This is a genomic window from Sulfitobacter sp. (assembly GCF_041552635.1).
Classification (GTDB): Bacteria; Pseudomonadota; Alphaproteobacteria; order Rhodobacterales; family Rhodobacteraceae; genus Sulfitobacter.
Genome location: NZ_JBFEKM010000042.1, coordinates 1 through 25,987, shown reverse-complemented (window position 1 = coordinate 25,987; position 25,987 = coordinate 1). Strand labels below are relative to the sequence as shown.

At 57.7% G+C, this 25,987-nt stretch carries 26 protein-coding genes; 18 read left to right on the top strand and 8 right to left on the bottom strand.

Features of this window, described 5'->3' with window-relative positions:
* Both ABYT07_RS07025 and ribA read right to left on the bottom strand, forming a co-directional pair.
* On the bottom strand, positions 1 to 365 hold a 365-nt coding region (locus ABYT07_RS07025; protein WP_372990390.1), incomplete at its 3' end, for a L,D-transpeptidase.
* Positions 362 to 1,450 carry a GTP cyclohydrolase II gene (gene ribA / locus ABYT07_RS07020; protein WP_372990389.1) on the bottom strand — a complete coding sequence of 363 codons (1,089 nt, stop codon included), beginning with the start codon at positions 1,448 to 1,450 and terminating at the stop codon, positions 362 to 364. The genes ribA and ABYT07_RS07025, both read right to left, overlap by 4 nt.
* Before the next feature lie 165 nt (positions 1,451 to 1,615).
* Here ribA and ABYT07_RS07015 point away from each other — a divergent pair, with 165 nt between their 5' ends.
* The 5 genes from ABYT07_RS07015 to ABYT07_RS06995 all read left to right on the top strand — a co-directional run bounded on the left by ABYT07_RS07015 (position 1,616) and on the right by ABYT07_RS06995 (position 5,158).
* A complete protein-coding gene (locus ABYT07_RS07015; protein WP_372990387.1) occupies positions 1,616 to 2,302 on the top strand; it encodes a response regulator transcription factor in 687 nt (228 codons plus the stop codon).
* Between the two features lie 247 nt (positions 2,303 to 2,549).
* The gene (locus ABYT07_RS07010; RefSeq protein WP_372990384.1) at positions 2,550 to 3,338 is read left to right on the top strand and encodes an exodeoxyribonuclease III; all 789 of its coding nucleotides are present in this window, start codon (positions 2,550 to 2,552) and stop codon (positions 3,336 to 3,338) included.
* A gap of 51 nt (positions 3,339 to 3,389) precedes the next feature.
* Positions 3,390 to 4,304, top strand: a complete 915-nt coding sequence (locus ABYT07_RS07005; RefSeq protein ID WP_372990382.1) for a tetratricopeptide repeat protein — start codon at positions 3,390 to 3,392, stop codon at positions 4,302 to 4,304.
* Between the two features lie 27 nt (positions 4,305 to 4,331).
* Positions 4,332 to 4,976 (top strand): LON peptidase substrate-binding domain-containing protein, encoded by a 645-nt coding sequence (locus tag ABYT07_RS07000; protein ID WP_372990381.1) that lies wholly within the window; start codon positions 4,332 to 4,334, stop codon positions 4,974 to 4,976.
* A 29-nt stretch (positions 4,977 to 5,005) separates the two neighbouring features.
* Positions 5,006 to 5,158, top strand: coding sequence for a Trm112 family protein (locus tag ABYT07_RS06995; RefSeq protein WP_372990392.1), 153 nt, complete (start codon positions 5,006 to 5,008; stop codon positions 5,156 to 5,158).
* Position 5,159: 1 nt separating this feature from the next.
* On the opposite strand, the gene ABYT07_RS06990 is transcribed toward ABYT07_RS06995, so the two are convergent.
* Positions 5,160 to 6,386 carry an FAD-dependent monooxygenase gene (locus tag ABYT07_RS06990; RefSeq protein WP_372990379.1) on the bottom strand — a complete coding sequence of 409 codons (1,227 nt, stop codon included), beginning with the start codon at positions 6,384 to 6,386 and terminating at the stop codon, positions 5,160 to 5,162.
* An 87-nt stretch (positions 6,387 to 6,473) separates the two neighbouring features.
* On the opposite strand from ABYT07_RS06990, the gene ABYT07_RS06985 reads away from it, so the two are divergent.
* From ABYT07_RS06985 to ABYT07_RS06970, 4 genes are all read left to right on the top strand, one after another.
* Entirely contained in the window at positions 6,474 to 7,802 is a 1,329-nt protein-coding gene (locus ABYT07_RS06985; RefSeq protein ID WP_372990377.1) for an amidase, read from the top strand.
* A 107-nt stretch (positions 7,803 to 7,909) separates the two neighbouring features.
* Positions 7,910 to 9,094, top strand: a complete 1,185-nt coding sequence (locus tag ABYT07_RS06980; RefSeq protein WP_372990391.1) for an aminotransferase class I/II-fold pyridoxal phosphate-dependent enzyme — start codon at positions 7,910 to 7,912, stop codon at positions 9,092 to 9,094.
* 17 nt (positions 9,095 to 9,111) lie between these two features.
* Positions 9,112 to 11,988 (top strand): DNA translocase FtsK 4TM domain-containing protein, encoded by a 2,877-nt coding sequence (locus ABYT07_RS06975; protein ID WP_372990376.1) that lies wholly within the window; start codon positions 9,112 to 9,114, stop codon positions 11,986 to 11,988.
* A gap of 159 nt (positions 11,989 to 12,147) precedes the next feature.
* Entirely contained in the window at positions 12,148 to 12,753 is a 606-nt protein-coding gene (locus ABYT07_RS06970) for an outer membrane lipoprotein carrier protein LolA (protein WP_372990374.1), read from the top strand.
* Between the two features lie 42 nt (positions 12,754 to 12,795).
* Here ABYT07_RS06970 and ABYT07_RS06965 read toward each other — a convergent pair whose 3' ends face one another.
* On the bottom strand, positions 12,796 to 13,386 hold the full coding sequence (locus ABYT07_RS06965; RefSeq protein ID WP_372990373.1) for a lytic transglycosylase: 591 nt from the start codon (positions 13,384 to 13,386) through the stop codon (positions 12,796 to 12,798).
* 72 nt (positions 13,387 to 13,458) lie between these two features.
* On the bottom strand, positions 13,459 to 14,340 hold the full coding sequence (locus ABYT07_RS06960; protein WP_372990371.1) for an AEC family transporter: 882 nt from the start codon (positions 14,338 to 14,340) through the stop codon (positions 13,459 to 13,461).
* Between the two features lie 84 nt (positions 14,341 to 14,424).
* On the opposite strand from ABYT07_RS06960, the gene hspQ reads away from it, so the two are divergent.
* Positions 14,425 to 14,751 (top strand): heat shock protein HspQ, encoded by a 327-nt coding sequence (hspQ, locus tag ABYT07_RS06955; protein ID WP_008225460.1) that lies wholly within the window; start codon positions 14,425 to 14,427, stop codon positions 14,749 to 14,751.
* A 39-nt stretch (positions 14,752 to 14,790) separates the two neighbouring features.
* On the opposite strand, the gene ABYT07_RS06950 is transcribed toward hspQ, so the two are convergent.
* The 3 genes from ABYT07_RS06950 to ABYT07_RS06940 form a co-directional block, all read right to left on the bottom strand.
* Positions 14,791 to 16,368, bottom strand: a complete 1,578-nt coding sequence (locus ABYT07_RS06950; RefSeq protein ID WP_372990369.1) for a gamma-glutamyltransferase family protein — start codon at positions 16,366 to 16,368, stop codon at positions 14,791 to 14,793.
* A 321-nt stretch (positions 16,369 to 16,689) separates the two neighbouring features.
* The gene (locus ABYT07_RS06945; protein WP_372990368.1) at positions 16,690 to 17,142 is read right to left on the bottom strand and encodes an ATP-binding protein; all 453 of its coding nucleotides are present in this window, start codon (positions 17,140 to 17,142) and stop codon (positions 16,690 to 16,692) included.
* Positions 17,143 to 17,165: 23 nt separating this feature from the next.
* A complete protein-coding gene (locus ABYT07_RS06940; protein ID WP_372990367.1) occupies positions 17,166 to 17,507 on the bottom strand; it encodes an STAS domain-containing protein in 342 nt (113 codons plus the stop codon).
* Between the two features lie 88 nt (positions 17,508 to 17,595).
* On the opposite strand from ABYT07_RS06940, the gene ABYT07_RS06935 reads away from it, so the two are divergent.
* The 8 genes from ABYT07_RS06935 to ABYT07_RS06900 form a co-directional block, all read left to right on the top strand.
* Positions 17,596 to 18,768, top strand: coding sequence for an acetyl-CoA C-acyltransferase (locus ABYT07_RS06935; protein ID WP_372990366.1), 1,173 nt, complete (start codon positions 17,596 to 17,598; stop codon positions 18,766 to 18,768).
* An 80-nt stretch (positions 18,769 to 18,848) separates the two neighbouring features.
* A complete protein-coding gene (locus ABYT07_RS06930; RefSeq protein WP_372990365.1) occupies positions 18,849 to 19,307 on the top strand; it encodes a GAF domain-containing protein in 459 nt (152 codons plus the stop codon).
* Positions 19,308 to 19,396: 89 nt separating this feature from the next.
* Complete coding sequence (locus ABYT07_RS06925) at positions 19,397 to 19,969, top strand: helix-turn-helix domain-containing protein (RefSeq protein WP_372990364.1); 573 nt, start codon at positions 19,397 to 19,399, stop codon at positions 19,967 to 19,969.
* A complete protein-coding gene (locus ABYT07_RS06920) occupies positions 19,969 to 20,592 on the top strand; it encodes a LysE family translocator (protein ID WP_372990363.1) in 624 nt (207 codons plus the stop codon). Before ABYT07_RS06925 ends, ABYT07_RS06920 begins: the two co-directional genes overlap by 1 nt.
* A gap of 2 nt (positions 20,593 to 20,594) precedes the next feature.
* The gene (locus tag ABYT07_RS06915; protein WP_372990362.1) at positions 20,595 to 20,963 is read left to right on the top strand and encodes a GFA family protein; all 369 of its coding nucleotides are present in this window, start codon (positions 20,595 to 20,597) and stop codon (positions 20,961 to 20,963) included.
* Between the two features lie 3 nt (positions 20,964 to 20,966).
* A complete protein-coding gene (locus tag ABYT07_RS06910; protein WP_372990361.1) occupies positions 20,967 to 23,414 on the top strand; it encodes an FAD-dependent oxidoreductase in 2,448 nt (815 codons plus the stop codon).
* Positions 23,415 to 23,475: 61 nt separating this feature from the next.
* Positions 23,476 to 24,366 (top strand): homocysteine S-methyltransferase family protein, encoded by an 891-nt coding sequence (locus tag ABYT07_RS06905; RefSeq protein WP_372990359.1) that lies wholly within the window; start codon positions 23,476 to 23,478, stop codon positions 24,364 to 24,366.
* Between the two features lie 12 nt (positions 24,367 to 24,378).
* Positions 24,379 to 25,987, top strand: a 1,609-nt coding sequence (locus ABYT07_RS06900; RefSeq protein WP_372990358.1) for an FAD-dependent oxidoreductase, incomplete at its 3' end; no start/stop codon positions are given.

Here is a 25,987-nt window from a genome sequence, read left to right as displayed (position 1 = left end):
CCACGCCCTTTGACGCCGTAGGGCCAGTTCCAATCCGTCAAAAGCACCAGATCATACAGCGGGTCTGGCCTGCGCAGCTTTTCGTGGCTGTGGGGATAGGGCGCGCGGACCATCATATTGTAGTCCTCATCGCGGGCATCATCTGACCACAGATCCATCGGGCCAATCGGTTTTGCCCAACGTGCAGGGCGCGCCATCCGATCGGGGCGGTACAACATCCCCACAATGCGGTGCACCCCGATAGGTGTGGCCCCGTCGCCCTCTTTTTTCCGGGATGTGACGCCGGTTTTGCCGATGGTACAGGGATAGGTTTGCCCCTGAAAACGCAATCCCATCGGGGTCAGGACCATATCATCAGGCGTCACAGCAGATGTCCCGATTTCGCCGCCTTGGTTGCCAAATAGGCGGTGTTATGACGGTTCTCTCCGACTTTAAGGGGGACACGTTCAGTGACTTTGATGCCGCTTGCCTCCATCATCTGGACCTTACGAGGGTTGTTGGTCAGCAGACGAGTGGATGAAAACCCCATGGATTTCAGGATGTCAGACCCAAGGCGAAAATCACGTTCGTCGTCCTCAAAGCCAAGGCGGTGGTTGGCTTCGACTGTGTCAAAGCCTTGATCTTGCAGGGAATAAGCGCGCATTTTGTTGGCAAGGCCAATCCCGCGCCCTTCTTGGTTGAGGTAGAGTAAAACACCTTGCTCTTCGGCCCCCATTTGGGCCAACGCAGCGTGTAATTGTGGCCCGCAGTCGCATTTCAAGCTACCCATCAGATCGCCGGTAAAGCACGCGGAATGCAGGCGTGCCAGCACCGGTTTGCTGCGGTCAGGGCGGCCGATTTCGATGGCATAGTGTTCTTCCCCGCCGTCTTCGGGGCGGAATATGTGCAGGCGTCCTGCCTCTGATACCTCCATCGGGAGGCGGGCGTTCACGACCGGATGCAGCGGGCTGCGGGCCGCAAGGGCAGGCAATGCCGATTCCAGATACAACGCGGTAAGCCCGTGTTTTGAAGCAAAAGCAGCAGCATCCGGCAGGTCCAAGACCACTGCTGCGGGCAGCAAGCGCGCGGATTTCGTCAGTTGCAATGCAGCGCTATGCGCGGTTGCGGACCCGTCGCGTGCGCACGCCAGCGGACCCTTCATAGGGCTGCGCAAGTCATCGGCGGGGTCTGCCACGGATTGTACCCAACGGGGGGGCGCGTCCTGTGGCAACAGCACGCGCGCCAGATCACCATCATAGGCCCGCGCCTTTAGGGTTTCGGCCCGGCGCGCAGTGATGGCCAATACCGGATCGCCCCCGAGGGCCAGCAGATCGGTCAGGCGCTGTGCGGTCAATGTTTCGGCGGCCAGCACCAGTACCGGCTGATCGCCCAGAAATACGATCGGCACCCCCATGCGCAGGTCGGCACGCGCGCGGGCCAGTTGTTCGGTAATGTCGGGGCCAAATGCCATGGTCTGAAATCTTTCGCTTCGGGTGTGATCAAATACTTAGGTCAGATGCACAGGAATTGAAACATTTGCCGCGATTTGTGCACGGTGCTGTGAATAAAATGTCGTACCTCTTGTGGGCACGGCTTCGTGAGCACACCTTTAGGTGAACGCAAAGGATGAGTTGATATGGCCCAGTTAAAGAAAATCTTGCTCGTGGACGATGACGATGATCTTCGCGATGCGCTGAGCGAACAGTTATTGCTGACCGAAGATTTCGATGTGTTCGAGGCCGGCAATGGTGCAGATGCCAAAACACGGGCAGCCGAAGCGCTGTATGATCTGGTGATTCTCGATGTGGGATTGCCTGATATCGACGGGCGTGACCTGTGTCGTGATCTGCGTACGCAGGGCGTCAAAAGCCCGATTCTGATGTTGACCGGTCATGATACTGACGCTGATACGATCATGGGGCTGGACGCGGGCGCGAATGATTATGTCACCAAGCCGTTCAAGTTCCCCGTGCTTTTGGCGCGCATCCGCGCGCAACTGCGGCAGCATGAACAGTCTGAAGAAGCGATTTTCCAGCTTGGCCCTTATACGTTCAAGCCATCGGCAAAACTTCTGATTACAGAGGACGACAAAAAGATCCGCCTGACCGAGAAAGAAACAAACATTCTCAAGTTCCTCTACCGTTCTGCCGCGGGGGTTGTGCCGCGCGATACATTACTGCACGAGGTTTGGGGATATAACGCCGGCGTCACCACCCATACGCTGGAAACCCACATTTACCGTCTGCGCCAAAAGATCGAACCCGATCCATCGAATGCGCGTATTTTGGTAACCGAGTCAGGTGGTTACAGATTGGTTTCCTAATTTTGGAACCAAACGCTCGTTTGGTTGTTAGTATTCTGAACGGCGGGGTTTTCATGACCCGCTGATCGGTTTGAACCCGAAGTTTGTGTCCGGGAAATGACACATACCTCCCCTCAAAAGGTCGGGCCCTTGTGCCCGGCCTTTTTTGTGCACGGTCGTTTTTATGCCTGTCAGGTCCCGTTTCGCGATGGCAGCCCGAAGGCATTTCGGGCTAGGGTGCGCGCGATCTGATCTTTGGGGGCTATCGATGTCATTCACGCTTGCGACATGGAACATAAACTCGGTGCGCTTGCGCGAACCACTGGTGCTGAAGCTGCTGCAAGAGCAAGGCCCTGATGTCTTGTGCCTGCAAGAATGCAAAAGCCCGGTCGATAAAATCCCGACCGAAGCGTTCATTGCTGCGGGCTATACCCACATGGTTGCACGCGGTCAAAAAGGTTATAATGGCGTTGCGATCCTGTCGCGGTTGCCGCTTGAGGATGTCGGTGATCAGGACTTTGCCGATCTTGGCCATGCCCGTCATGTTGCGGCGCGGCTTGAAAATGGCGTGACGATCCAGAACTTTTACGTGCCCGCTGGCGGCGATGTTCCCGACCGCGAGGTCAACGAGAAATTCGGCCAAAAGCTGGATTACCTTGCCGGTATGCGCGACTGGTTTCATGGCGACAAACCCAAGAAATCCATTCTGGTCGGTGACTTGAATATTGCCCCCCGCGCAGACGACGTCTGGGGCCACAAGCAGCTGTTGAAGGTTGTCAGCCACACCCCGATCGAAGTCGAAAAGCTTGCCGAGACACAGGATGCCGGTGGTTTCGTCGACATCACACGTCAGGATATTCCCGAAGGAAACTTGTATTCGTGGTGGTCCTACCGCGCCAAGGATTGGGATGCCGCCGACAAGGGGCGCCGTCTGGATCACGTTTGGGCCACACCCGACATCTCCGGCGCTGCCCATTCCAGCCGGATACTGCGCGAAGTCCGCGGTTGGGAAAAACCAAGCGACCACGTCCCGGTCTTTGCGACATTCGACCTTTGAATTCAGCGGGCGCGCCCACATATAAGAGGCAGCCCAAATGAGGATATTGATATGATGGATTTGAACCTTTCGCCCGCAGCAGATACCGATCTGATCAAGGACGGGACTGAGGCGACCTTTATGGCTGATGTGGTCGACGCGTCGCAGACGGTACCGGTCATTGTCGACTTTTGGGCCCCTTGGTGCGGCCCGTGCAAAACCCTTGGCCCCATGCTGGAAGACGCAGTGCGTGCCGCCAAAGGTGCCGTCAAGATGGTCAAGATCAACGCCGACGAGGCGCAGCAGATCGTAGGCCAGATGCAAATTCAGTCGCTGCCGACGGTGTTTGCGTTCTTCAAAGGCCAGCCCGTGGATGGATTTCAGGGCGCGTTGCCCCAATCCGAAATCAAGGCTTTTGTCGATCGTGTGATCAAAGCAGGCGGCGGCGAAGCGCCGGGTGAAAGCCTGAACGAGGCCGTGACCGTTGCCGACGAAATGCTGGCCGAAGGGGCCGCCCAAGATGCGTTGGACACATTTTCCGCGATCCTTGGCGAAGACCCGACGCACGCCGGTGCTTATGGTGGCATGGTGCGCGCCTACATCGCGCTTGATCAGCTGGATGCCGCCGAAGGTCACCTGAACGGTGCGCCAATCGAGATCTCCAAAACACCCGAGCTGGAAGCCGCTCATGCGCAATTGCAATTGGCCCGTCAGGCCGCAAACGCGGGTCCCGTGGCTGAATTGCAAGCTGCCGTTGATGCCAACCCCGATGACCATCAGGCGCGGTTTGATCTGGCGCTGGCCTTGCAGGCCAACGGCGACACCCAAGGCGCGGTTGACCAGTTGCTGACGCTTTTCGGCAAGGATCGTGAATGGAACGAAGGTGCCGCCAAGACGCAGCTTTTCACTATTTTTGATGCGCTTAAGGCCAATGATCCGATTGCGCTAAACGGGCGTCGGAAACTTAGCTCGATGATATTTGCTTAAGGTGATTGCAGCACTAGATAGAGCATCATGATAAAGCAATCAGAACTACCAGATACAATCGCGATCTTTCCGTTGGGCGGGGCCTTGCTGCTGCCCCGTTCACGGTTGCCATTGCACATTTTTGAACCGCGCTATCTTCAGATGATCGAAGACAGCCTCAAGACGCCCGGTCGGCTGATTGGCATGGTGCAGCCCAATGTGGTGCCGGGGCGTGATGGCCCCGGGTTGCAAACCATCGGCTGTGCGGGCCGGATCACCCAGTTCTCCGAAACCGAGGATGGGCGCTATATGATCACCCTTGGCGGGGTGTCGCGGTTCCGTGTCGTGAAAGAGATCGAAGGCTTTACGCCGTACCGTCGCTGTGACGTTAATTGGGACGGGTTCGAGCGCGATTTGGGCAAAGACGAAGACGACGTTGCCTTTAATCGCGAGGCGTTTTTGGACACGTTGGGCCGTTATTTCGATGCGCGCAATCTGTCCGCTGATTGGGAAACACTGAAAGAAGCGGATGACGAATTGCTGATCAATTCGCTGTCGATGATGCTGGATTTCGACTCAGAGGACAAACAGGCCCTGCTTGAGGCACCGTCTTTGTCCACGCGTCGCGAAACGCTGTTAACCTTGATCGAATACGCCCTGCGCGGCGGTCACGAAGGGGAGATGATGAATTGAGCCGTGAAGAAATCCAGTTTGACCGGCGCATGCTTGAGGCATTGGTGTGTCCACGCACGCAGACGACGTTGCGCTATGATGCGGACCGTCAGGAATTGGTGTCAAAAGCCGCTGGCCTTGCCTATCCCATCCGAAACGGCATTCCCGTAATGCTGGTGGACGAAGCGCGGGTTCTGGACTGACCTAAAGCGCTTCGCCCCGCATCAAGCGGGGCAGGTCGCCGGTCAAACCAGCGGCTTCGCGGATAAACCCGCGCCGTGCGCCGGGCAACGCGTTGATCGCGGCCATGCCGATATCCCGCGCGATCCGAAGCAGCGGGTTATCATTTGAAAACAGCCGGTTAAAGCTGTCTGTCGCCAGTGCCAACGCCGTATTATCAAAGCGCCGCCACAGTTGATATTGATCCAATACCGTGGGGCTGCCGATGTCTTGGCCACGTCGCTGCGCGTCTGCGATAACTTCGGCCAAGGCCGCGACATCGCGCAACCCGGCGTTCAGCCCTTGCCCCGCAATCGGGTGCACACCATGCGCGGCATCACCCAGCAGAGCCACACGGGGGGCGACCATTGAATGGGCCAAAGACAGGCCCAGCGGATAGGTATAGCGCGCGCCAGCCAGTGAAATCTGACCCAGAAAATCACCAAAACGCGGACGCAGTACATCCAGATATGCGTCGTCGGACAGCGCGTGAATGCGGGCGGCGTTTTCTGCGGTTTCGCTCCAGACAATCGAGGACCGGTTTTCGGTCAGCGGTAAGATCGCAAGTGGGCCGGGTGGCATAAAGAACTGGTGCGCGATTCCCGCGTGGGGTTTTTCATGGGCAATCGCGCAAACCAGCGCGGTCTGACCATAGTCCCAACCGATCCGCTTGATCGCGGCGCGATCTGCCGTGCCCGACGCGCGCCCGTCGGCACCGACCAATAGTTTTGCGCGCACTGTATTTCCGCTCGCCAATGTCAGCGTGACACCCGAGGGATCAACTGCTTGCGCCGTCACTGTTTCACCATCCAACACTGTGATCGTGTCACAGGTTGCGACCGCTTCCATCAAGGCGCGGCGTAGATGGCGGTCTTCGACCATGTGGCCCATCGGGCCTTCTTCGATCTCGGCATGGTCGAAATGCATGAAAAACGGTGATGGCCCTTCGCCTGCGCGGCCATCGGTGACTTTGATCTCAAGCATTGGTTGCGCATGGTCGGCCACCGCATCCCACACGCCTATGCCGTCCAACAACCGGGTCGAGGTCAGCGCCAATGCGTAGGATCGCCCGTCAAAATCGGGGCTTTTGCGGTCTTGGGTGTGCAGGCGATCAATGATCGTCACGCGCAGACCCGCCTGCGCCAAAGCCAATCCCAAGGCAGGGCCATTTAGCCCGCCGCCGACAATCGCAATATCTGTATCGAATTCCATATGCTTAGATATGGCCGCGCGGCAGGGATTGTCCATGCGTGCAACGGTCGCTACCGTCGCTTTCAAAGCATTTCGTAAGGAGACACCATGCAAGATTGGCTAAAAATGACGGCGGCGGATTTGGGGCGTGGGATTGAAAGCGGTCAGATTGACCCTGTGACGTTGTGCAAAACCTACCTTGATGCGATTGATGCGCATCCTTTGCGGGACCGTATTTATGCCCGTGTGACCGCAGATCGTGCCATGGCCGAAGCCCAGGCCGCGTCTTTGCGCGCCAAGGCGGGGCACAGGTTGTCGCCGCTGGACGGTGTTCCGATCAGTTGGAAGGACCTTTTCGATACCGCAGGGACCGTGACCGAAGCCGGGTCGATGTTGCTGAAAGACCGCATGCCGGACACGGATGCGCAGGTTTTGCAAAACGCCACGGCGATGGGGCTGGTCTGCCTTGGCAAAACCCACATGAGCGAGCTTGCTTTTTCAGGCCTTGGCCACAACCCGTCCACCGCCACCCCGCCTTGCGTCAATGATCTTGAGGCCGTGTCCGGGGGGTCGTCCTCGGGGGCTGCGGCGTCGGTTGCGTTTGGATTGGCGGCGGCTGCAATCGGGTCTGATACAGGGGGATCCGTTCGGATTCCGTCGGTGTGGAACGATCTGGTCGGGCTGAAAACCACTTCCGGGCGCGTGTCGCTGCAAGGCGTTGTGCCGTTGGCGATGAAATTCGATACGGTCGGCCCGCTGTGCCGGTCGGTCGAAGATGCGGGCCTGTTGTTGGCAGCACTCGAGGGCACAAAACCTGCTGATCTGTCCAGCGCCGACCTTGAGGGGCGGCGTTTTGCGATTTTGCGGAATGTCGCGATGGATGATCTGGAAGACGCCCCGCGAGACGCATTTCAAGGCGCTGTGGAAAAACTGCGCGATGCCGGTGCGATCATCGACGACATCACCCTGCCCGAAATCGCACAAGCCATGCCGCTAAGCGGGTGTCTGTTCACCGCCGAGGCCTATGGGCTGTGGCGTGACATGATCGAGGCGAACCCTGAGGCAATGTATGCCGAAATCCTTGAGCGTTTCCGCTTGGGCAAGGCCCATTCCGGCCCTGATTACGTTGCCGCTTGGGCCAAGCTTGAGGGATTGCGGATATCCTATGATCGTGCGGTCGCTGGCTATGACGCGGTGATCTTGCCCACGGCCCCGACCTTGCCCCCCAAGCTGGAAAAGTTGGAAAGCGACCATGATTATTACGTGTCGGCAAATCTGTTGGCGCTGCGCAATACGCGGATTGGTAACCTGATGGGACTGTGCGCGATGACGCTGCCAACGGGCACGCCGTCTTGCGGGTTGATGATGATGATGGCGGCGGGTTCGGAAGAGCGTTTACTGCGCCTTGCAGCCGCTGCAGAAGAAGCGCTGGCCTAAAAGACACAAACCGTAGGTCAAGTCCTAGATTCTCTGGACGTAGACCACCCCCTTGGGTAGTTTGTCATTAACGGGGCATGAATGATCCCGAACCCGAGGCAGTTTTGATGTTATATCCCGAGCGGTTTTCGAACCTTCCGGCCCATGCGTGGCCCCGTTTGCGTGCATTGCTTGATGTCCACGAAGGTGGCGGCACGCCTATTCACATGACCATCGGCGAGCCGAAACATGCCTTTCCTGCATGGGTGATGGACGTGATTGCTGAGAATGCCGCCGGTTTTAACAGCTATCCGCCGAATGACGGATCACCGGCCCTGCGCGGTGCGATCGCTGACTGGATACAGCTGCGCTATGGCGTTGGCGTTGATGCCGACACCCAGGTGATGGCGCTGAATGGTACGCGCGAGGGGCTTTATAATGCAGTGATGGCGGTCTGTCCGGAAACCAAGAACGGCAAAAAGCCTGCCATCTTGATGCCGAACCCGTTTTACCAAGTTTACATGATTGGTGCAATTTCTGGTGCGGCGGACCCGATCATGGTGCCTGCGACGCTTTCCACCGGTCATTTGCCTGATTTCGCAAGCCTGCCCGAAGATGTGCTGAACCGGACCACTGCTGCCTATATCTGTTCGCCTGCCAACCCGCAGGGCGCTGTGGCAAGCCGCGACTATTGGACGGATCTGCTGGCGTTGGCAGAGAAATACGATTTCAAGATTTTTGCCGATGAATGTTATTCTGAAATCTACCGCAATACGCCGCCCGTCGGTGCCATGCAGGTCGCCCAAGAGGTCGGCGCTGATCCGGACCGTGTGGTGATTTTCCATTCGCTGTCGAAACGGTCGAACTTGCCGGGACTTCGGTCGGGGTTTGTCGCCAGCGGCCCGAACACGATGCGCGAGATAAAGCAGCTGCGCAATTATGCAGGCACGCCTTTGCCGCTGCCTTTGCAGGCGGCCTCGGCTGCTGTTTGGGCAGACGAGGCGCATGTGGCCGAGAGCCGTGCGCTGTATGTTGAGAAATACGAAGTCGCCGATCGGATCCTTGGGAATGTACCGGGGTATCAAAGCCCGGAGGCTGGGTTTTTCCTGTGGCTGCCTGTGGAAGATGACGAAACCGCCGCGCTGAAGCTGTGGCGCGAGACAGGCGTTCGGGTGCTGCCCGGCGGCTATCTGGCACAAGAAGTTAACGGGGAAAACCCCGGCAAGACATATATCCGGGTGGCCATGGTCGCCCCAAAAGAAGAGACAACGCGCGGGATCGAAGCGATCCGCGACTGTCTCTATCCAGAATAAGACGAGGGGTCAGGACAATGGCATATCAGACACGTGGGCGCGATCCTTTGCTGGATTCCAGCATGACCCAAGCCATCGAAAAACGTGGCAAGGAACTGCTGGGCATTGGCCTGATCGCGTTGGGTTTGATGGCCGCAATGATGATTGGCAGTTATACGCCGGATGACCCCAACTGGATGGTGTCGACCGATGCGCCTGCGCAAAACTGGCTGGGCCGGATGGGGGCGTCATTGGCCGCCCCCCTGTTCATGATCGTCGGCTGGGGCGCATGGGCGGTTGCCGCGATTTTGCTGGCATGGGGCGCGCGTTTTGCGCTGCACCGCGGGCAGGACCGCGCGATGGGGCGTTTGATCTTTGCCCCGATCGCGGTGGCGCTGTGTTCGATTTACGGGGCCACACTGACACCTGGGGCCGACTGGTTGCAGACCCACAGCTTTGGTCTGGGCGGTCTGTTCGGTGATACGGTGATGGGCGCAATTCTGACAATTTTGCCGATTGGGTCGACCTTCACGATCAAGCTGATGTCGTTTCTGATGGGCGTATCGATCCTTGTCTTCGGGGCGTTCGTCTTGGGCTTTACCAAGCTTGAACTGACCCGCATCGGGCGTTTTATGCTGGTGGGCGTGATCATGGTTTACGCAGGGCTGATGACCTTGCTGGGGCGTGGGGCGGCAGGTGCCGTTACGGCTGCGCAAACCCTTCAGGCAAAGCAATCAGAGCGGCGCGAACGCAACCGGATCGAGGCAGAAGAGAACGCTGAATACGCAGCCTCGCAGGTTGCTTATAGCGAACATTCCTATCCGGCGGCCCCGGCGGTAACGCCTAAAACGGGATTGCTGTCCAAGATGCCCGCGCTGGTCAAGCGCGCAGAACCATTGCCAGAGCCGGAGTTGGTGGAAAACTGGTCTGACGTCGAAGTCGACGAATCCCCCAGTGACGACCGCATCAAATCCAAGATTGCCGATGTGATCAAAAACCGTGTCCGTACTGCCAGCGCGCTGCACACACCTGTGACGGCACCGCTGACGCGCGGTCGCGGTCGGGGGCCCGACCCCTTGGTGCTGGACACCACTCCGCGCAGTCACAGCCGCGAAGAACCACCTTTGACGGCAGCAGGCCGGGTCGAGCCCCCCCTGACAGGCGCAGGCGTGTCACCCAGTGTGATCCGGCCAGTCCAGGCCGCGCCGGCACCTGAAATCGATACATACGCCGACGAAGAAGAAAGCTTGCCGCTACAGGATGCTGCTCCGTCGGACGCAATCCAAATTCCCGTTGCTCAGCCACGCAAAGTTGTTCAGCAGCCGATCCGTAAAGCGATACAGCCAAGCAAAAAGGCCCAAGCCGAAGCGCAGCCTGCCTTGACCTTTGACGACACGCATCCGGGCTTTGAACTGCCACCGTTGAGCCTTTTGGAAAGCCCCGACACTGTAGAACGGCTGCATCTGAGCGACGATGCACTGGAAGAAAACGCGCGGATGCTGGAAAACGTGTTGGATGACTACGGCGTAAAGGGCGAGATTGTCGCCGTGCGTCCGGGGCCCGTTGTCACGATGTACGAACTTGAACCGGCACCGGGCCTTAAGGCCAGCCGTGTCATCGGTCTGGCCGACGATATCGCGCGGTCGATGGCGGCGCTGTCTGCGCGTGTGTCAACTGTGCCCGGACGCAGTGTGATCGGGATCGAACTGCCCAATGAGAACCGCGAAAAAGTTGTCCTGCGCGAAATCCTGTCAGCGCGTGATTTTGGCGATAGCACCATGCGCCTGCCGTTGGCCTTGGGCAAAGACATTGGCGGCGATCCTATCGTTGCGAACCTTGCCAAGATGCCCCACCTGCTGATCGCGGGGACGACGGGGTCGGGTAAATCGGTGGCGATCAACACGATGATCCTGTCGCTGCTCTACAAGCTGACGCCGGAAGAATGCCGGATGATCATGATTGACCCCAAGATGTTGGAACTCAGCGTCTATGACGGCATCCCGCACCTGCTGTCCCCCGTTGTGACCGACCCGAAAAAGGCTGTTGTCGCGCTCAAGTGGACCGTCGGCGAGATGGAAGAACGCTATCGCAAGATGTCCAAAATGGGGGTCCGCAACATCGAAGGTTATAATGGCCGGGTGCGCGACGCGCTGGCCAAGGACGAGATGTTCAGCCGTACTGTCCAGACCGGATTTGACGACGAAACCGGCGAACCAATTTTCGAGACGGATGAATTCAAGCCCGAAACATTGCCCTATATCGTCGTCATCGTCGACGAGATGGCTGACCTGATGATGGTTGCAGGCAAAGAGATCGAGGCCTGTATCCAGCGGCTTGCCCAGATGGCGCGGGCCTCGGGTATTCACCTTATCATGGCAACACAGCGCCCGTCGGTGGATGTGATCACCGGCACGATCAAGGCAAACTTTCCGACGCGGATTTCTTTTCAGGTCACCTCAAAGATCGACAGCCGTACGATCTTGGGCGAAATGGGTGCTGAGCAACTCTTGGGTATGGGCGATATGCTGTACATGGCGGGCGGATCAAAGATCGTGCGCTGTCATGGTCCGTTTGTGTCCGACGAAGAAGTCGAAGAGATCGTGAACCACCTCAAAGCATATGGCGCGCCTGATTACATTTCCGGCGTCGTCGAAGGCCCGCCCGAAGACCAAGAGGGCAGCATTGACGCGGTTCTGGGCCTTGGTGGCAATACCGACGGCGAAGATGCGCTATATGATACGGCTGTGGCGATTGTGATCAAAGACCGCAAATGTTCGACATCCTATATCCAGCGGAAACTGGCGATCGGCTATAACAAGGCCGCGCGTCTGGTCGAACAGATGGAGGATCAAGGCCTCGTTTCGCCTGCAAACCACGTCGGCAAACGCGAGATTCTGGTACCCGAACAGGGCTAGGCGGAACGAAAAGCAAGGTCGCGGGGTTGGTCTGGAAACAGGTCAACCCTTTTTCGTTTCTTGCAGGAACGGGCGATAATCTGCCGCGTGATATCGCATATCATCGTGGCACCGCTTATGTTTGAGGCACGGCACTGAAATAACGATAGGAATACTCAGATGCGTTTTGTGACCACCACCGTTCTGGCCTTGGGCCTTGGCCTGACTTCTGTGCTGCCGGCTGCCGCTGAGCAGTTGTCGCTTGGGGCGATCTCCCAGTATCTGAACGCTATGAAAACCGGCAAAGGTGAATTCACCCAGATCAATGATGACGGGTCGATCAGCACCGGTACCCTATATATCAAGCGGCCCGGTAAAGTGCGTTTTGAATATAATGCACCGGATTCGGGCATTGTCATCGCGGGCAGCAATACGGTCGTGATCTATGACAAGAAATCCAACCAGCCCGCCGAGACATATCCTTTGTCCAAGACTCCGCTGTCGATCATTTTGGCGGCGAATGTGAACCTTGGCCAAGCGCGGATGGTCACCGGCCACAGCTATGACGGCACGGCGACCACCGTGAGGGCACAGGATCCGGAGCATCCTGAGTATGGTAATATTGAACTTAAATTTACCGATAACCCTATTGAGCTGCGACAGTGGGTCATCAACAACGGCAGCGGTGGCCAGACCACCGTGGTCTTGGGGGATTTGCAAAAGGGCGTCGGCCTGTCGAACACGCTGTTCGATGTCAGCAAGTCGCCAGCGCGGACAAACCGCTAAAAACCAAAGGCCCAAAGGTGATCCTTCGGGCCTTTAGCTATCTTACCAGCGGCTTAGGCGGCAACCCGCGATCTGCCCTTGGTACATGTCGGCGCGTTGCTGCACTTTGCTGGCCACTGTAATCAGCCATGGCTTGGCGTTATAGCTTTGTCGCGAAAAGCCGGTATTGCCTTCGTGATAGGCAAGGTACTGGTTGCGCGCATCATGCAGATCTATGCCGTTTTTCGTGCGGCTTTTGGTCATGTACCAGCCCATGAAATCCGACGCGTCTTTGATCCGGTCACGCTTGGCGGACCGTTTGCCTGTCTCGGACAAGTATTCATCCCATGTCGCATCCAGCGCCTGACCATAGCCAAAGGCGCTTGATTGCCGGCCCATCGGGATCACGCCGACTACATAACGGAACGGCGTGCGTGCATCTGCGATGAATTTGCTTTCCTGATGGATCGTCGCCATCTGGACATGCACAGGCACACCCCAGCGGCGCTCGGTCGCGCGGAAAGCTTTGTAGTATTCTGGGCGCTCCTTGAGAATCGCGCAGGCATTATCAAGGTTTCGTGGGGCGCTGGTGGGGCCGCCACTACATGATGCCAAAAGCACGACAACTATCAGGGCGCAAAAGGTTCTGCTCATTTGCCTCTCGCTTATATCGTTTATTATTATGGAATAGTTTACCAGATTTCCGCAGGATCGCCCACCGAAAACTTAGAGTAAAAAAGCCAACAAGACGGGCAGGGCGGCCACTGACATCAAGGTTGAGACGACAACCAGCCCGGCCACAGATTGCGCATCGGCCCCGTATTTTTCGGCCAAAAGATAGGATGTTACCGCGACAGGCGTCGCCACCTGAAGCACCAGGACACCAAAGGCTATCGGTTCGAGATCAAAGTATAGCCCCGCCCCCCACGCGATGCCCACGCAAATCACCAACTTGAGCGCAGAAAGCACGACAGCGCGTCCAATCCCGCCGGGGGATAGCCGCGCGACAGCAACACCAAGGGTGATCAGCATCATCGGAATAGCCATCTGCCCCAGGAGACTAAGGGTGCTGGTCAGGAATTTCGGTGTCTGCCAATCCTGCACCAGAAACAATGCGCCCAAGAGCGTGGCCCAGACCAGCGGTTCGCGCATGACCTTGCCAAAAGACCCTGCACCTGCAACCAACCAGACCCCAAAGGTAAAAGACCAGATCGCCATGATCGCAAACACCACCACGGCATAACCCAGACCCACGTCACCAAAGGCGAAAAGCGCTAGCGGCAGCCCCATATTGCCCGTATTGCCGAAAATCAAAGGGGCAAGATAGGTCCGCCGGTTCAGCCCAAGCGCCCATACAAGCAAGGCTGCCACCAGTGTGACACCGCCATAAGCAATGATGGTGGCCAGCGACAGGGCCGTAAGGGCCGCAGGGTCGATCTGGGTGTTCATCAAGGACACAAAAATCAGGCAAGGCACAGAAAGGGTCATGGCCAATTGGGTCACAAATTGAATGCGATATTCAAAACCCAGCTTTACCCAAGCAAAGCCGATGCCCGCCAAAAGAAAGACCGGGGCTACGATTTCGAGGACTGTTAACGCTAGGTTCACAAACTGTTTCCTATGATTCGACTACCGTGATTGGACAAATGCCCCTTGAAGCGACTACTAACGAAAGATAGGTGCTTCAATGTCATGATTAGAACACGCGCAAAATATCATCTGGGCCAGGTCGTGCGGCACAAGAAACATCCCTTTCGGGGGGTGATCTTTGACGTGGACCCTGAATTTGCCAATACCGACGAATGGTACGAGGCAATCCCCGAAGAAAGCCGTCCGGTCAAGGACCAGCCGTATTACCATCTGCTGGCCGAAAATGATCAGAGCTATTACGTGGCCTATGTCTCTGAGCAAAACCTCGTTGCTGATTATTCCGGCGAACCTGTCGATCATCCGGATATTCCTGATCTGTTCGGCCCGTTCACCGATGGGGCCTATCCGCTGCATTTCCAACTGAACTAAGCGGGAAGGCGCGTTTGAACGCAGCCTTCCCATCGTCGTCTAGTAGCCCAAAGCGCAGCCATCTTTGCGCGGATCGCTGGCACCTTCCAGCACACCGTCGCTGCGCAACTTGATCGCCTGCGCACCGCCGATTGCGGTTCTGGGGATTTCAACGTTGTGGCCCATCTCGACCAGCTTGGCGCGCACGTCGTCGCCATAACTGCGTTCAACGTTCAGCACACCTTTGTCAGAAAACGCGCGGGGCGCATCAATGGCGGCCTGCGGGTCCATCCCGAAATCGGTCAGGTTGCTGATCAACCGTGCGTGGCCCGTGGGTTGATAGGCCCCGCCCATCACACCAAATGGCATCTGCACCTTGCCGTTCTGCCGTGTCATGCCGGGGATAATGGTATGCATGGGGCGTTTGCCGCCTTTCATCTCGTTCACGTGACCTTCTTCAAGGGTGAAGCCCGCGCCGCGGTTCTGCAACAAGATGCCGAATTTATCAGATGCAATCCCAGAGCCAAACCCATGGAAAATCGAATAGATCAAGGACACGGCCATGCCGTCCTTGTCCACGACGGTGATATAGATTGTGTCTTTGTGGACGGCTTCGGACAGCGGCGTGGGATCAACCATTGCCTTGTTCGGATCAATCAGTTCAGCCAGTTTTTGCGCCGTCTTCGGGTCCAGCATATGGCTCAGCCGGGTGGTGTAATCGGCATCGCCCAAAAAGCGGTTGCGCGCATCATAGGCCAGTTTAGTGGCCTCTGCTTCGATGTGCAGACGCTCGGCCCCGAAAGGATCCATCGACGCGATGTCGAAATGCGAAAGGATGTTCATCAGCAGCAGCGCGGTTGCACCATGTCCGTTCGGGGCATGTTCCAGCACCTCAAGGTCGTTGTAGGTTGTCGCAATCGGATCGCCTTTGGTGCAGCTGACGTTGGCGAAATCTTCGGCCGTGTGCATGCCGTCACGCGCAGTCAGAGCAGCGATCATGTCTTCGGCGATCTCTCCGGTGTAAAAGGCGTCGCGACCATTTTGGGCAATGCGTCGCAGCACTTCGGCCTGACCGGGCGCGCGGAAAATTGAGCCGACCTGCGGTGCCTTGCCATCGATCAGAAAGAAATCGCGTGCTTTGCCTTGCAGCGTACCTGCATCATTATTCCAGTCAAAAGACACCCGTGGCGCAACGGGCACACCTTCGTCGGCATAGTGGATTGCCGGTGCCAGAATCGTATCCAACCCCAACTTTCCAAGGTTTTCGGACAAGTGGCAAAATGCATCAATCGCGCCGGGAACAGTAACCGCATGGGCGCTTTGCAAAGGTACGGTTTTTTCACCTGCATTGCGCAGAATGCTTGCATCAAGGCCCTTGGGCGCACGGCCCGACCCGTTCAGCGCGTGAACTTCGTCGCTGCCGGCGGGGGAATATAGCACAAAACAATCCCCGCCAATCCCGGTCATCTGGGGTTCGCAAATTCCAAGCAAGACAGCGCCAGCAATGGCAGCGTCCATCGCATTGCCGCCCCTCTCAAGAATGTTCAGCGCGGTCTTTGCGGCCAAAGGATGAGAGGTGGCACACATGCCATTTTTCGCCAAAACGGGCGAACGCCCCGGAAGTTGAAAGTCGCGCATATCGGGTAAGATCCTGTTGCAGATGAATGTTCTGCAGGAACCTAGCGCGCCGTTGCCCAGAGTGCCAATTATATTAACAGTGAAGTAAGTACCTCAACGTCGCGCACTGGGTGGGGGCTATGAAACGCGACGTTGAGGGAAGCCATATGCAGCTACGTTTCCAACTATGACGGTCAAGCGCGGCAAAACTGTGATGGGGGTGCGGCGCTTTCGGGGTATTTGCGCGAACCAATAAGGCGAACTGGGTCGGTATTGTTTTCTTAACGCAGTTAAGCCCGCGATTGCGGGCTTTGTTTGTTGGCGCTTCAATTTCCGTTGTTTTCAGGCCGACCCAACAGGAACGCGCATGGTAGTAATATTCATTGGTCCGCTGCGGGCATACGAGACGTCACCTGTCAGTGCGCGGATCAAACCCCAGCCAAAGCCACCTTCGGGCAAGTCTTCAACGGCCACATCAATGTCAAACCCCTTGGGCTGCGGCAATACAGAGTTTGGCATCGCATCACCAAGATCAGTAATACGCAGGTGCAAATTGTTTGAATGATACTGGCATCTGATTCGAATCAGGCCAGGTTGGGGGTGGTCGCGAAAGGCATGTTCGACAATATTGTTGAGCGTTTCGGCCATCACAAGTTCGATTACGCCGAGTTCATCGTCTGACAGGGGCAAAGGTGCAAGCCGGTCCAAGAACACGGCAAGCGCACCCCTGACCGCATCTTGGGTCCCGTCGAGGTTTTGCTCGAATGCAAAGGGGGGGGCGGGAATATCTGCCACGTTTTGTTTCCGGCTTTCAGCGATCATAGCAGTTCTTGATCATGTACGGCAGCTTCCAACGTTGGATACAATGTAAACACGCTGTCCATACGGGTCAGTCGAAAAACGCGGTCGACCGGCCCGGTCAAGCCTGCCAACACGAGCGTCCGGTCGGGGGCCAAATACTTCATCGTGGCCACAATCGCGCCAAGTCCGCTGGAATCGATGAACGTAACGCTGCTTAGGTCAAGAATCACTGTAGCGGGTGCGTTTTCTGTCAGTTGGCGCATGGTTTCCTTGAACTCAAGCGCGACGGCAGCATCAATTCGGTCATCAATGACCGAAACAATCTGCAGCGGCTCTTCTGTTTTGGCTGAGAGTTTCATAAGCTCGTCCCAAGGGTATGTTGCATTATCTATCTGAGTAGCGTGCATATCTTACCATTTAGTGATCATTTTCCGGGGAGAGCTCAAAATGAACAAGGTCGTTATTGCGGGGGCATCGCGCACACCAATGGGTGGGTTCCAAGGCGTCTTTTCCAACCTGACTGCTGCTGATCTGGGCGGCCATGCGATCAAGGCTGCCTTGGATGGCGCAGGGGCCAAGACCGTGGACGAGGTGCTAATGGGCTGTGTTCTGCCCGCAGGCCAAGGTCAGGCACCGGCACGTCAGGCAGGTTTCAAGGCGGGTCTGGGCGAAGAGGTTCCCGCCACGACACTGAACAAGATGTGTGGATCGGGCATGAAGGCCGCGATGATTGCCTTTGACCAGATTTCCCTTGGCCATACGAATGTGATGGTCGCGGGCGGCATGGAAAGCATGACAAATGCGCCGTATATCTTGCCGCAAATGCGCGGCGGTGCGCGCTTGGGGCATGGTCAGGTGATTGACCACATGTTCCTCGACGGCCTTGAAGATGCCTATGACAAGGGTCGCCTCATGGGCACTTTTGCCGAAGATTGTGCCGAAACCTATCAGTTCACCCGTGCCACCCAAGATGAGTATGCGTTGGCATCCCTGTCGCGCGCGATCACAGCGCAATCTTCGGGTGCTTTCGATGGTGAAATCGCCAAGCTGGACGTGACATCCCGTAAAGCCACCACAACGATCAGCGCCGATGAACAACCGGCCAATGCGCGGCCCGAAAAGATTCCTCAGCTCAAACCTGCGTTCCGCGAGGGGGGGACCGTCACGGCGGCAAATTCATCCTCGATTTCGGACGGTGCAGCCGCGTTGGTGCTGGCCTCTGAACGGGCCGCCCTTGATCAAGGTCTGACCATCCGCGCCCATATTATGGGGCACGCAAGCCACGCCCAAGCACCCGGCCTTTTCACCACAGCACCGGTCCCTGCTGCCCAAAAGCTGCTTGACCGGTTGGGTTGGCAAAAAGAAGATGTCGATCTGTGGGAAGTGAACGAAGCCTTCGCTGTCGTCCCGCTTGCCTTCATGCACGAGATGGGGCTGTCCCATGACATTGTGAATGTGAATGGTGGCGCTTGCGCGCTTGGCCATCCGATTGGTGCCTCGGGTGCCCGGATCATCGTTACGCTGTTGAATGCGCTTGAAAAGCGGGGCTTGAAACGTGGCATCGCAGCCATTTGCATCGGTGGCGGCGAAGGCACTGCGATTGCGATCGAACGCCCCTAATCATCCAGATGAGCTCGAATCTTCGGGGGGCGGCCTGCCCCCCGATGTCTTAATCCCAGTGTCTCACTAGAGGGCCCTCTATGCACGTTGACTATGCCACCCTCGCCAAAACCCTACAGGCCCTGACCGAAGGGGAAACAGACAGCGTTGCCCTCATGGCCACCGTCACTTGCGAGGTTCACCACGCCGATGACCGCTTTGATTGGACAGGCTTTTACCGGGTCACCGGACCCGAGTTGCTGAAAATCGGCCCCTATCAGGGCGGACACGGCTGCCTTGTGATCCCGTTTTCGCGGGGCGTGTGCGGGGCGGCGGCACGCACCGGTCAGACCCAGCTGGTGCCCGATGTAGAGTCTTTTGAAGGCCACATCGCCTGTGCCAGCTCAACCCGGTCAGAGCTGGTTTTGCCGGTCTGGAATGGTGCGGGTACCTTGATCGGTGTCTTTGATATCGACAGCAATCAACCCGATGCCTTCACCCAAACAGATGCGGATGAGCTAGAAGCCATTTTGAAGGACTGCTTTGCCAACGTGACATAGCGCTGATATCGCCGATGAAATAATGCTGGATTTTTTCATTAGCTTGATGCAGCGTGAAATTTGACCGCAGAATTTCATGGAACGATTTGGTGCAGCACGCGACATCCCTCAACTCACAGTCTCTCGGGGCTGACTTGCGCGCCTTGCGCATGGCGCGCGGGCTGACGTTGCAGGATCTGGCCGATACACTGAACCGCTCTGTCGGGTGGCTCAGTCAGGTTGAACGCGATCTCTCTGATCCCTCCATCACCGATTTGCGGCAGATGGCACAGGCACTTGGTGTGTCGGTGTCGATGCTGTTCCGCCATGCCGCAGCCCCCGTCCACGAAGCGGGTTTTATCGTGCGCAAAGACGCGCGGCGGCCCATAGGGTCATCGGTTGCGGGTCTGATCGAAGAACTGCTCTCTCCGGACTTGACCGATGATTTCGAGATGGTCCATTCCACGTTTTTACCCCACAGCCGCATCAAAGATCCGGTGACCCGCCCCACCCAAGAGGTGGGCTATGTGGTCTCGGGCAGGCTTGAGATTGATATTGCAGGGACCGTCCATTCCCTTAATCCCGGTGACAGTTTTCGCATCCGTGGCGAACCCTTTCGTTGGGCAAACCCCTATCCGGATCCCGCAGTTGCGATCTGGGTCATAGCCCCCCCGGTATATTGATGAGTATTGAAGCCTGGATTGTTTTTACATTGTTCTGGGTGGTGTTCGTAACCACCCCAGGACCAAACGCTGTCAATTGCATCACCAATGGCATGGCACTTGGCTTTCCCCGCGCGATGGTCGGCGTGCTGGGAATACTGACGCAGGCGGCGCTCTTTCTGCTGCTTTCGGCATTTGGCATTACGGCCCTTGTCGCGGCCTCTGCGACCGCTTTTACCGTGGCGAAACTGATCGGTGCGGGGTTCCTGATCTATCTTGGCATCCGTGGCCTGAAAACAGCAAAGACACCGGTCAGGGTGGATGAGCGTCCGGTCAGATCAATCTATCTGCGCGCCTTTGCAATCGCGACGATTAACCCCAAGTCCGTCGCGGGCTACTTGGCCGCGTTCAGCCAGTTTGTTCAACCGAACGTCCCGATCTGGGATCAAATGCTAGTGATCTTTCCGACGGCGCTGACACTGACAGCGCTTAGCTACACGGGGTTTACGGCCCTCGGGGCAGGCTTGGGCCGCGCGGCCCTTGGCGCTGTGTTCAACGTCTGGTTTCGCCGCATCATGGCGGTGTGTTTCATCATCTATGGTGTCCTTTTGGGGGCATCTTCCACACCAGCGGGGCGGGTCTGACGATGAAGGGTTCTTGCAATTGTGGGGCAATCCACTTTTCGGTAGCACCAGAGGCGAACCGCGCCGTCGCGTGTCACTGCACAAAATGCCGCAAACAGTCGGGCCATGTCTGGGCATCGGGCCAGGCGGCCCCGGACCAGATTTCGATCACCGGTGACGTGACGTGGTACAAATCGTCGGAAAAGGCCAAGCGCGGCTTCTGCCCGACCTGCGGCTGCTTTCTGTTCTGGCAAGCCCATGACGAAGATGCGATCAGTTTCGCCCTTGGTGCGTTGCAAAACCCGACGGGCCTCGCACTTCAAGAGCATATCTTTGTTGCCGACAAAGGCGACTATTACGACATCAACGACGGGCTTCCTCAGAAGGATTAGATCATGGCTGATTTCCCCACCACTGCACGGGTTGTCATCATCGGCGGCGGTGTCGTCGGTGTGTCGTCCCTGTACCATCTGGCCAAGATGGGCTGGACCGATTGCGTCTTGCTGGAAAAGAACGAACTGACAGCCGGGTCAACGTGGCATGCGGCAGGAAACTGCCCCAGTTTCAGCACCTCTTGGGCTGTGATGAACAAGCAGCGCTATTCGCTGAGCCTGTACAAGGGGCTGGCGGACGAAGTCGATTACCCGATGAACTACCACGTTACCGGATCTGTGCGGCTGGCCCATGGCAAGAACCGCATGATGGAGTTTGAGCGCGCCTGTTCCATGGGGAACTATCAGGGTCTGAACCTTGAAATGATGGACCTTGCCGCGATCAAGGAAAAATACCCGTTCATTGAAACCCACGATCTGGCGGGCGGCCTTTATGACCCCGATGATGGCGATATTGACCCCGCACAGCTGACCCAAGCGCTTGCCAAAGGGGCGCGTGACATGGGCGCGCGGATTGAACGGTTCTGCCCTGCCACAGGTGTCAGCCGCGAGAACGGCGAATGGATCGTGCACACGGCCAAGGGCGATATCCGCTGCGAAAAGGTGGTGAACGCCGCCGGCTATTACGCGCAGCGCGTGGGCGAATGGTTCAAACCCTATGGTGGGCGCACCGTGCCGATGGCCACGATGAGCCATCAGTATTTCCTGACCGATGACATCCCCGAGTTGAAAGAATGGACCTTGGCCCAAGGCCACAAGGTACCGCTGCTGCGTGACGTCGATAGCTCTTACTATCTGCGCCAAGATAAATATGGGCTGAACTTGGGGCCGTACGAGCGGAACTGCAAAGGCCACTGGATGCGCCCCGATGATCCGATGCCCGATGACTTTTCCTTCCAGCTTTACCCTGACGATCTGGAGCGGCTGGAATGGTACATCGAAGACGCCATGGCCCGCGTGCCGATCCTTGGCACGGCTGGCGTCGGACGGGTGATCAACGGCCCGATCCCCTATGCGCCTGATGGCCTGCCGCTGCTTGGCCCTATGCCCGGTGTGCCCAACGCGTTCGAGGCGTGCGTGTTCACCTTTGGCATCACCCAAGCCGGCGGTGCAGGCAAAGTGCTGGCCGAATGGATCACCCAAGGTCAGACCGAATGGGACATGTGGGCGACGGACCCGCGCCGCTATACCGATTACACCGATCAGGATTATGCCAACCAGAAGGCAATCGAGGTCTACGGCCATGAATATGCGATGCATTTCCCGCGCCACGCGTGGCCTGCGGGGCGCGATAAAAAGCTGTCGCCAGTGCATGACCGAATCATCGCACAAGGCGGGCAGATGGGGGCCTACAACGGCTGGGAACGTGCCAATTGGTTCGCGCGCCCAGACGATGATGTGTCTGAGGAAGCGACGCAGACCTGGGACCGCAACGGCCCGTGGGCCGCGCGCATCCGCGAGGAATGCGAGGCGGTGCGCGACCACGTCGGTGTGCTGGACCTACCGGGGTTCTCGCGCTTCAATCTGTCAGGGGCGGGGGCTGCCGAATGGTTGCGTCAGCGCATCACGGGCGGACTGCCCAAGATCGGGCGGATGAACCTTGCCTATTTCGCCGATGACCGCGGGCGGATCGTGACAGAGATGTCCTGCCTGCGGCACGATGATGATGTCTTTACGCTGATCACAGCCGCCACAGCCCAGTGGCATGATTTCGACGTCCTGCGCCCCGCGCAGGACGCAGGTTTGACACTGACGGACCACACACGCGAATTTTCGACGCTGATCGTCACAGGCCCAAAGTCACGCGATCTGTTCGTGGCGCTGAACACGCAGGCTGATTTGTCTGCGTCGTGGCTGTCGCATCAGGCTGCTACCGTCGCAGGTGTGCCATGCGCTTTGGCGCGGGTCAGTTTTGCAGGGGAACTTGGCTGGGAAATTCACGCGGCCATCGCAGATATACCTGCGCTTTACGATGCGGTGATTGATGCGGGGGCAAAGCCCTTTGGCATGTGGGCGCTGAATTCAATGCGGATGGAAAAAGGGTACCGCACTTGGAAAGGCGATTTATCTACAGATTATACACTGCTGCAAGGCGGGTTGGATCGGTTTGTGAAGTTGGACAAACCGCAGGACTTTCCCGGTAAAGCCGCTTTGCAAAACGAACAGCAGCAGGGCGTGTCGAAACGCTTTGTCACGCTGGTCGTTGAGGCCGGTGATCAAGACGCGCCTTATATGTCGACCCTTTGGCATGAGGGGGCGGTTGTCGGTGAAACCACGTCGGGCGATTGGGGATACCGCGTGAATAAATCGATCGCGTTCGGGATGCTGCGGGCCGACCTTGCGGCTGCCGGAACGGAGCTCTACGTGGACATCTTCGGCACCAAGTGCCGCGCAATTGTTCAGGCGGATCAGCCGCTCTGGGATCCCGAAAACGAACGCCTGCGGGCGTAGCTGTTTTCTTCAAAGAAAACGTGTCGGAATTTTCGAAAATTTCGGCTCAACAGGAGACGTTATGGCAGAAATCATCCTTCTTGATGGCGGCATGGGGCAGGAATTGGTCCACCGTGCGGGCGACAAGTCAACCCCGCTTTGGGGGACGCAAGTTATGATCGACCATCCCGGTATGGTCGAGGCCGTGCATCGCGATTATTTTGCCGCCGGTGCCACCATCGCGACATCCAACACCTACGCGATCTTTCGCGACCGGCTGGAAGGCACCCCGTACGAGAGCCGCTTTGCCGAGCTGAACGATGCGGCGATGGCCGAAGCCAAGGCCGCTGCGGCTGGCTTTGATGGTGTGCGCGTTGCCGGTGCGATTGGGCCGATCAAGGCCAGCTACCGCCCTGATCTGCACCCTGACTATGATGAAGCGGTCAAGATTTACCGCGAAAAGGCACAGATGACGGCACCGATGTCGGATCTGATCCTGTGCGAAACGGTTGTGTCAATCTTGCATGCGCGTAGCGTTCTGGACGCGGCGTTGGAAACCGGGCTGCCGGTCTGGCTGGCCTTGTCGGTCGATGACCAAGACGGCACCCGCTTGCGGTCGGGCGAACCTTTGGCCGATGTGCTGCCCCACGTGGGCAAGGCCGCCGCCCTGCTGATCAACTGTTCGTCACCCGAAGCGATCAAACCCGCTTTGGATATCCTCAAGACCGCTGGTCTGCCTTTCGGTGCCTACGCCAACGGGTTCGAGAAGATCACTCAGGAATTTCTTGAAGACAAACCCACCGTTGATGCCCTGAGCGCGCGGCGCGACCTGACGCCCGCCAAATATGCCGACTATGTCATGGGCTGGATCGATCAAGGGGCCACTATCGTGGGCGGCTGCTGTGAAGTTGGCCCCGACCACATCAAAGAAATCGCTACGCGGCTGCGCGCGGCGGGTCACACCATCGTCTAAGGAACATATCTTATGGCACTCCCCTCTCATGCGCGCGTTGTTATCATCGGGGGGGGCGTCATTGGATGTTCTGTCGCCTATCACCTGACCAAATTGGGGTGGAAGAATGTGTTGCTGCTGGAGCGTAAGCAGCTGACATCGGGCACGACTTGGCACGCGGCGGGGTTAATCGCACAGCTGCGTGCGACGGCAAATATGACGCGGCTGGCAAAGTACTCTCAGGAGCTTTACGGCGGTCTAGAAGCTGAAACAGGCGTCGCAACGGGGTTCAAGCGCTGCGGGTCGATCACCGTGGCGCTAACCGAAGAACGGCGCGAGGAGATATTTCGTTCGGCCGCGATGGCACGGGCCTTTGGTGTCGATATCGAAGAGATCGGACCGGAGGAGGTCAAAGCCCGCTATCCGCATCTGAACACCGAAAGCGTTACCGGCGGCGTGTTCCTTGATAAAGACGGGCAAGGTGATCCGGGTAACATTGCGCTGGCGCTGGCCAAGGGGGCACGGCAACGCGGTGCGCAGATATTCGAGAGGGTAAAGGCCACCAAAGCGCTGCGCGACGGGCGGCGGATCACGGGCGTCGCCTATGAGGCCGAAGATGGCACCCACGGTCAGATCACCTGCGATCATGTAGTGAACTGTGCAGGCATGTGGGGCCATGAGGTCGGCCAGATGCTTGGCACCAGCATCCCCCTGCAAGCCTGCGAACATTTCTATATCGTGTCCGAGCCGATCAAAGGGCTTGAGCAACTGCCAGTCCTGCGGGTTCCAGATGAATGCGCCTATTACAAATACGACGCGGGCAAGATCATGCTGGGCGCGTTCGAACCCGTCTCGAAACCGTGGGGGATGCAGGGCATTCCCGACAGTTTTGAATTCGACCAACTGCCCGAGGATTTCGATCATTTCGAACCGATCCTCGAGGCCGCCGTGAACCGCATGCCGATGCTGGCCGAGGCGGGGATACATACGTTCTTTAACGGACCAGAAAGCTTTACACCCGACGATGCCTATCATCTGGGGCTGGCCCCCGAGATGGATAATGTCTGGGTCGCGGCAGGCTTTAATTCAATCGGGATTCAATCGGCGGGCGGGGCTGGCATGGCGCTGGCACAGTGGATGGAGGACGGCGCGAAACCCTTTGATCTGGGCGATGTTGATATCGGCAGGATGCAGCCGTTTCAGGGCAACAAAACCTATCTGGTAGAGCGGGCCAAAGAAACGTTGGGGCTGCTTTACGCCGACCACTATCCCTACCGGCAAAAGGCGACAGCGCGGGGGATCAGGCGGACGCCATTCCATAGCCAACTGCTGGACCACGGCGCGGTGATGGGCGAACTCGCTGGCTGGGAACGCGCCAACTGGTTCGCCAATCCTGGCCAGACGCCTGCGTATGAGTACAGCTGGAAGCGGCAGAACTTCTTTGGCAACGTCGCCGCCGAACTGGCCGCTGTGCGCAGCAATGTCGGCATGTACGATATGTCGTCCTTTGGCAAAATACGCGTCGAGGGGCGGGATGCGGTGGCCTTCATGAACCACATCGGCGGCGGTCAATATGACGTACCGGTGGGCAAGATCGTCTATACGCAATTTCTGAACGACCGCGCGGGGATAGAGGCGGATG

What these genes read in the sequence shown, in the direction of transcription:
- ribA (WP_372990389.1), bottom strand. Translation starts at nt 1,450, where the DNA reads ATGGCATTTGGCCCCGACATTACCGAACAACTGGCCCGCGCGCGTGCC.
- ABYT07_RS07015 (WP_372990387.1), top strand. Translation starts at nt 1,616, where the DNA reads ATGGCCCAGTTAAAGAAAATCTTGCTCGTGGACGATGACGATGATCTT.
- ABYT07_RS07010 (WP_372990384.1), top strand. Translation starts at nt 2,550, where the DNA reads ATGTCATTCACGCTTGCGACATGGAACATAAACTCGGTGCGCTTGCGC.
- ABYT07_RS07005 (WP_372990382.1), top strand. Translation starts at nt 3,390, where the DNA reads ATGATGGATTTGAACCTTTCGCCCGCAGCAGATACCGATCTGATCAAG.
- ABYT07_RS07000 (WP_372990381.1), top strand. Translation starts at nt 4,332, where the DNA reads ATGATAAAGCAATCAGAACTACCAGATACAATCGCGATCTTTCCGTTG.
- ABYT07_RS06995 (WP_372990392.1), top strand. Translation starts at nt 5,006, where the DNA reads ATGCTTGAGGCATTGGTGTGTCCACGCACGCAGACGACGTTGCGCTAT.
- ABYT07_RS06990 (WP_372990379.1), bottom strand. Translation starts at nt 6,386, where the DNA reads ATGGAATTCGATACAGATATTGCGATTGTCGGCGGCGGGCTAAATGGC.
- ABYT07_RS06985 (WP_372990377.1), top strand. Translation starts at nt 6,474, where the DNA reads ATGCAAGATTGGCTAAAAATGACGGCGGCGGATTTGGGGCGTGGGATT.
- ABYT07_RS06980 (WP_372990391.1), top strand. Translation starts at nt 7,910, where the DNA reads ATGTTATATCCCGAGCGGTTTTCGAACCTTCCGGCCCATGCGTGGCCC.
- ABYT07_RS06975 (WP_372990376.1), top strand. Translation starts at nt 9,112, where the DNA reads ATGGCATATCAGACACGTGGGCGCGATCCTTTGCTGGATTCCAGCATG.
- ABYT07_RS06970 (WP_372990374.1), top strand. Translation starts at nt 12,148, where the DNA reads ATGCGTTTTGTGACCACCACCGTTCTGGCCTTGGGCCTTGGCCTGACT.
- ABYT07_RS06965 (WP_372990373.1), bottom strand. Translation starts at nt 13,386, where the DNA reads ATGAGCAGAACCTTTTGCGCCCTGATAGTTGTCGTGCTTTTGGCATCA.
- hspQ (WP_008225460.1), top strand. Translation starts at nt 14,425, where the DNA reads ATGATTAGAACACGCGCAAAATATCATCTGGGCCAGGTCGTGCGGCAC.
- ABYT07_RS06950 (WP_372990369.1), bottom strand. Translation starts at nt 16,368, where the DNA reads ATGCGCGACTTTCAACTTCCGGGGCGTTCGCCCGTTTTGGCGAAAAAT.
- ABYT07_RS06940 (WP_372990367.1), bottom strand. Translation starts at nt 17,507, where the DNA reads ATGAAACTCTCAGCCAAAACAGAAGAGCCGCTGCAGATTGTTTCGGTC.
- ABYT07_RS06935 (WP_372990366.1), top strand. Translation starts at nt 17,596, where the DNA reads ATGAACAAGGTCGTTATTGCGGGGGCATCGCGCACACCAATGGGTGGG.
- ABYT07_RS06930 (WP_372990365.1), top strand. Translation starts at nt 18,849, where the DNA reads ATGCACGTTGACTATGCCACCCTCGCCAAAACCCTACAGGCCCTGACC.
- ABYT07_RS06920 (WP_372990363.1), top strand. Translation starts at nt 19,969, where the DNA reads ATGAGTATTGAAGCCTGGATTGTTTTTACATTGTTCTGGGTGGTGTTC.
- ABYT07_RS06915 (WP_372990362.1), top strand. Translation starts at nt 20,595, where the DNA reads ATGAAGGGTTCTTGCAATTGTGGGGCAATCCACTTTTCGGTAGCACCA.
- ABYT07_RS06910 (WP_372990361.1), top strand. Translation starts at nt 20,967, where the DNA reads ATGGCTGATTTCCCCACCACTGCACGGGTTGTCATCATCGGCGGCGGT.
- ABYT07_RS06905 (WP_372990359.1), top strand. Translation starts at nt 23,476, where the DNA reads ATGGCAGAAATCATCCTTCTTGATGGCGGCATGGGGCAGGAATTGGTC.